Annotated in this window: 5 protein-coding genes; 1 reads left to right on the forward strand and 4 read right to left on the reverse strand. The window is 65.3% G+C overall.

Annotation, left to right across the window (positions count from 1 at the left end; translation table 11 throughout):
* Nucleotides 1-173: 173 nt before the first annotated feature.
* From VFG49_RS11315 to VFG49_RS11330, 4 genes are read right to left on the reverse strand one after another with little or no spacing between them, the layout of a single operon-like run.
* The gene (locus tag VFG49_RS11315) at nt 174-788 is read right to left on the reverse strand and encodes a PqiC family protein (RefSeq protein WP_324860506.1); all 615 of its coding nucleotides are present in this window, start codon (nt 786-788) and stop codon (nt 174-176) included.
* A complete protein-coding gene (locus VFG49_RS11320; RefSeq protein ID WP_324860508.1) occupies nt 785-2458 on the reverse strand; it encodes an intermembrane transport protein PqiB in 1674 nt (557 codons plus the stop codon). Before VFG49_RS11320 ends, VFG49_RS11315 begins: the two co-directional genes overlap by 4 nt.
* On the reverse strand, nt 2451-3074 hold the full coding sequence (locus VFG49_RS11325) for a paraquat-inducible protein A (protein ID WP_324860510.1): 624 nt from the start codon (nt 3072-3074) through the stop codon (nt 2451-2453). Before VFG49_RS11325 ends, VFG49_RS11320 begins: the two co-directional genes overlap by 8 nt.
* A complete protein-coding gene (locus VFG49_RS11330; protein ID WP_324860512.1) occupies nt 3071-3718 on the reverse strand; it encodes a paraquat-inducible protein A in 648 nt (215 codons plus the stop codon). Before VFG49_RS11330 ends, VFG49_RS11325 begins: the two co-directional genes overlap by 4 nt.
* A gap of 154 nt (nt 3719-3872) precedes the next feature.
* Between VFG49_RS11330 and trxA the strand changes: the two genes are divergently transcribed.
* Nucleotides 3873-4736: a thioredoxin gene (gene trxA, locus VFG49_RS11335; RefSeq protein WP_324860514.1), complete on the forward strand. Its 864-nt coding sequence runs from the start codon at nt 3873-3875 to the stop codon at nt 4734-4736.

Consider the following 4736-nt stretch of genomic DNA (forward strand, 5'->3'; position numbering starts at 1 on the left):
GCCCGGCGCCGTGAAGTTTTGCCTCAGTCAACACTGACTGATGGTGAACGCGGCAGACTAGCAGAACTGGCGTGAAACCGCCCTACGGAGCCATTCCTGGCGTGGAGGCGCACCCTGTGTGACTGCGGTGCATCCGTGTTCTGCGGTCGCGCACAGGGTGCGCTCCTACAGAGCTAAGCACCCGGACAACTGGCTGACCGGCCATTGGCCAGGGCGCCCGCCACGGCGCCGATCTGCCCTGCCAGGCGGGCGATGGCCTGCTGATGGCCTAGCACCAAGGCGTCATAGCCCTCGCCCACCGTCTCGGTAATCCGGCTGGTGCAAGCCAGCGCGTCCCCACCCTTCAGCGGACGCACGCTCCACGCCGCATCGATATAGGCATAGCTGGCGGGCACCGAATCGAAGCGGCGCACGTCGACCTTGATGCGCACGGTGGCTTTGCCCTGCGCAGGCAGGCTGCTGACGTCCTGCGCGTGGAAATCCCGCGCGAGGTCGGCCGACAACGCGCCACGCACTTCATCGCCCAGCGGCGCAATCCATCGCTCGCCCTGCAGCACGGCCACGCCTTGGCCGCCCTGACGTACCACCAATTGTGGCTGGTCGACCTGGGCCGGCACGGCGACCGGCAGCAACTCGAACTGGAACGGCTGTGACGCAGGGGCGACAGTCGACTCGCCGCCCACGACCGGCACCAGGGTGAAATAGCGGACGGGCGGCGCCGAGCTGCACGCGACACCGATCAGCGCGAGCAGGGCCACGCCCAGGTTCAGGTTTCGGGCACGCATCATGGCTTGCTCCCTTGTGTCGGCGCGGCCGGCGGCGGTGGCGTCTGCAGCGGCTTGTCGTCGGCACGACGCCCGCGCAGCAACGCGTCCGGATGATCGCCCAGGTAGTCGGTGAGTACGCGCAGCGAACGCGCGGCGCGCTGCAGTTCCTGCAGGCTGCCGCCCAAGTTCTGCTGCAGCGGCGAATCCGGTGCGAAAGCGCTGTTGGCGGTGCCCAGCGTCTGCTGCGCGCCCTTCAGCGTGGCCTTCACTTCGGGCAGCACGCTGCCGTTGACCTGCTTGAGCGTGTTGTGCAGCTCGGCCAGCGAGTCGTTGAGGTTCTTGCCGATGCTGTCGAACGGCACCTTCTGCAGCTTGCCCACGATGTCGGCAATCTGCTGCTGGATCTTGTCGAAGTCGCCCGGCGCCGTCGGGATCTCCAGCGGCTTGGCCGCGCCATCGAACGGCACTGGCGGCGCTTTCGGCAGGAAATCCATGGCGATGTACAGCTGCCCGGTCAGCAGGTTGCCCGTGCGGGCCTGCGCGCGCAGGCCGTGCTCGACGAGGCGACCCATCATCTGCGACATCTGCTCGTCGTCACCGCGAGCCTTGGCCAGCGCCACCAGCTTGTCGTGCGCCTTGCCCAACCGCGCCGGGTAGACCACGGCGCCCACGATGGTCGGGAACGTCTGGGTCTTTTCGTCGAAATCGAGATTGATCGACACCACGCGTCCGAACGGCACGCCGAGGAATTCCACCGGCGCATCCACCGCCAGCCCGCGCAGGGACTGGTTGAAGCGCATGCGGATGTATCTGGGCTCGCCGTCCGGCGGCGCCATGGCCGTCGCCCGGTCGTTGAACAGGCGAAACGGGGCATCTTCCTGCGCGGGCGTGGCGTCATGCGGGCCGGGTGGATCCTGGAACGCCACGCCGCCCGCCAGCACCGTGGCCAGCGACTGCGTGTTCACCTTCAGGCCGTCGGCGCCGAGCGACACGTCCACACCGCTGGCGTTCCAGAAGCGCGATGAGGTGGTGACGAACTGGTCGTTCGGCGCATCGATGAAGATTTGCAGGGTCACGCCCTTGCCGTCCTTGTCGAGACGGTAAGAAGACACGCGTCCCACCTGAATGCGCCGGTAGTAAATGGGCGAGCCGATGTCGAGCGAACCCAGATCGTCCGAATGCAGGTCGAAGGTCTTGCCCGGCGCGCCGTGCGTTACCGAGGGCGGATTTTCCAGCCCGGTGAACTCACTCTTGGGCTCGTTCGATTGCCCCACGTCCGCGCCGATGAACGCGCCGGACAGCAGCGTATCGATACCCGACACACCGCCGAGGCCAATGCGCGGGCGCACGACCCAGAAGCGCGTATCGGCGGTGGCAAAGCCTTGCGCGCTTTTCTCCAGCGCCACCTTGGCGATGATGCGCGAGCGGTCCTCGCTGAGGCGAACGGCCGTAACGCGTCCGATGATCACGTTCTTGTATTTGACCGGTGTCTTGCCGGGGTCCAGGCCCTCGGCGCTGAGGAAGCTGATGCTGATGGTCGGACCGGCTTCGATCCATGCATGGACCACCAGCGACAGGCCCACCAGCGCCGCAATGATCGGCACCAGCCATACCAGCGAGGCGTTGATGCGCGGGCGATGCACCACGGGTTCGGGCAGATCGTCGGCGATGAGCTTGTTGTCGTCAGTCATCAAAGTCCCTGCCATCCCAGATCAGTCGCGGATCAAACGTCATCGAAGCCAGCATGGTAATGACCACCGTGAGTCCAAAGTAGATCACGCCGGGCAACGGCTCCACTTCGCTGAAGAAACCAAACTGCACCAGTGCCGTGAGTAGCGCCACCACGAATACGTCGAGCATGGACCAATACCCGATGAATTCGACCAGGCGGAACAGCTTGCTGCGTTGCCGCTGGGCCCACAGGCTGCGGCGTTGGGAGCTGATCAGCAGCAGGCTGAGCGCGAAGAACTTCAGCACGGGCACCACGATGCTCGCGGTGAACACGATGATCGCAAGATCCGGCGACCCCTTCACCCACAGCTCGATCACGCCGCTGAGAATGGTGTTGTCATCCACGTCACCTACGCTCACCGTGCGCATGATCGGCAGCACGTTGGCGGGAATATAGAAGATGAAGGCGGCGATGAGCAGCGCCCAGGTGCGGCTGTAGCTGGCCGACTTGCGCTTGTGCAACGCCGAGCCACAGCGCGGACAGGCGGCATCCGACGCATTGATGTCCCGGCACACCAAGCCACACACATGGCATCCGATCAGCCCGAGATCACCCGCCCTGGGCAACGTACTCATGCGCGTTCGTCCTGCGTGAGGTCCCACAGGCGACGCACGTCGATGCTGGAGAACGCGGTGATGACCAGCATCAGTACGCCATAGGCGAAAATCCCCGGGTCAGGGATCACCTCGAAGTACATGTGCGCCTTGACGATGGCGACCAGCGTGCCGAGCACGAAGACTTCGCTCATCGTCCACGGACCTATGCGATACAGCGTGACCATGGCCAGCCGGAACCCCGGCGCACGCCGTCCCGAACGGGCATATCCGAGCACCCAGCCAAGCAACACCATCTTGAAGATGGGCGCGAAGAACAGCGTGAAGGCCGCAAGCGCGGCGACCACCTGCGCGTGTTCGCGCCACATCATCACGATACAGCCCCATAGCGTGGTGCTGATGTGCTGGCCGTTGAGGCCCAGCGTGACGATGGGCCAGATATTGGCCTGGATGAAGGCGATCATGGCCGTCACTACCAAGGCGAGCATGCCGTTGATGCTCAAGCCGTGGTGACGCGCCAGGATGGCATCGCAGCGGGCGCAGCGCGCCACTTCCCTGCGCGTGAGCACGCGACGGTGATACACCGTGTCGCAATGCTCGCAGATCCACAGGGTGGGTGGCGCGATGCCGTTTGGGGTGCTGGTGCCTTGCGCTGGCAGGGTCATGGCGGCGATTTTCGCAAATATCCGTGAAGAACGCCGGAGGTGCCGGCGAACGATCCGTTACGGCCTGCCCTCTCGATGCGAACGTGGGCGGCCAGTCCCTTGATATGCTCGCGTTTGCCCTGATCTGTGGGCGATCCGTCAACGGGAGTTTCCAGTGAGTTCCACGACCGATACGCATGTCTTCGACGTGCGCGAGGACAATTTCGAAGCCGAGGTGCTGCAGGCCTCGTTGACCACGCCGATTCTGGTGGATTTCTGGGCGACCTGGTGCGGCCCGTGCAAGACCCTTGGCCCGATGCTGGAGAAGCTGGCCGCCGAATTCAACGGCGCCTTCCGTCTGGCCAAGGTGGACGTAGACAAGTCCCAGCAGCTGGCCGGCATGTTCGGCATCCGCAGCATTCCCACGGTGATGCTGGTGAAGGACGGCCAGATCGTCGACGGTTTCGCCGGCGCCCTGCCGGAAGGCCAACTGCGTGAATTCCTCCTGCGCCACGTGCAGCCCCAGGATGGCGCCGCCAACGAGGAAGTCGAGGCCGTCGCCCCCGAATCCCCGGAAGAAGCCATCAACCGCATCCAGCAAGCGATTGCCGCCGAGCCGGAACAGCCCGAGCTGAAACTCGACCTTGCACTGGCCCTGATGCGCGCCGGCCATGCCGACGCCGCTGAAGCGGAACTGGGCTCGCTGCCAGCCAATCTCGCCACTGACGCTCGTGCCGTGCGCCTGCGCAACCAGCTCGACCTTGCCCGCGCGCTCAAGGGGGCGCCCTCGCTGCCCGAGCTGCAGCAGCGCGTGCAGGCCGATGGCACGGACTGGGAGGCCCGCGACCTGCTCGGCGTGCGCCTGCTGCTGGAAGACGATGCGGCCGCCGGCCTGGACCAGTTCCTCGCCGTGCTCGAAAAGGCGCGCGAGTGGAACGACGGACAGGCCAAGAAGCGATTGCTGGCTGCTTTCGCGACGCTCGATGATGCGGAGCTGGTGGGTCGCTATCGGCGACGCATGGCGTCGCTGCTGTTCTGA

The sequence above is a fragment of the Dyella sp. genome, from assembly GCF_035685885.1.
GTDB lineage: Bacteria > Pseudomonadota > Gammaproteobacteria > Xanthomonadales > Rhodanobacteraceae > Dyella.

What these genes read in the sequence shown, in the direction of transcription:
- VFG49_RS11315 (WP_324860506.1), bottom strand. Translation starts at nt 788, where the DNA reads ATGATGCGTGCCCGAAACCTGAACCTGGGCGTGGCCCTGCTCGCGCTG.
- VFG49_RS11320 (WP_324860508.1), bottom strand. Translation starts at nt 2,458, where the DNA reads ATGACTGACGACAACAAGCTCATCGCCGACGATCTGCCCGAACCCGTG.
- VFG49_RS11325 (WP_324860510.1), bottom strand. Translation starts at nt 3,074, where the DNA reads ATGAGTACGTTGCCCAGGGCGGGTGATCTCGGGCTGATCGGATGCCAT.
- VFG49_RS11330 (WP_324860512.1), bottom strand. Translation starts at nt 3,718, where the DNA reads ATGACCCTGCCAGCGCAAGGCACCAGCACCCCAAACGGCATCGCGCCA.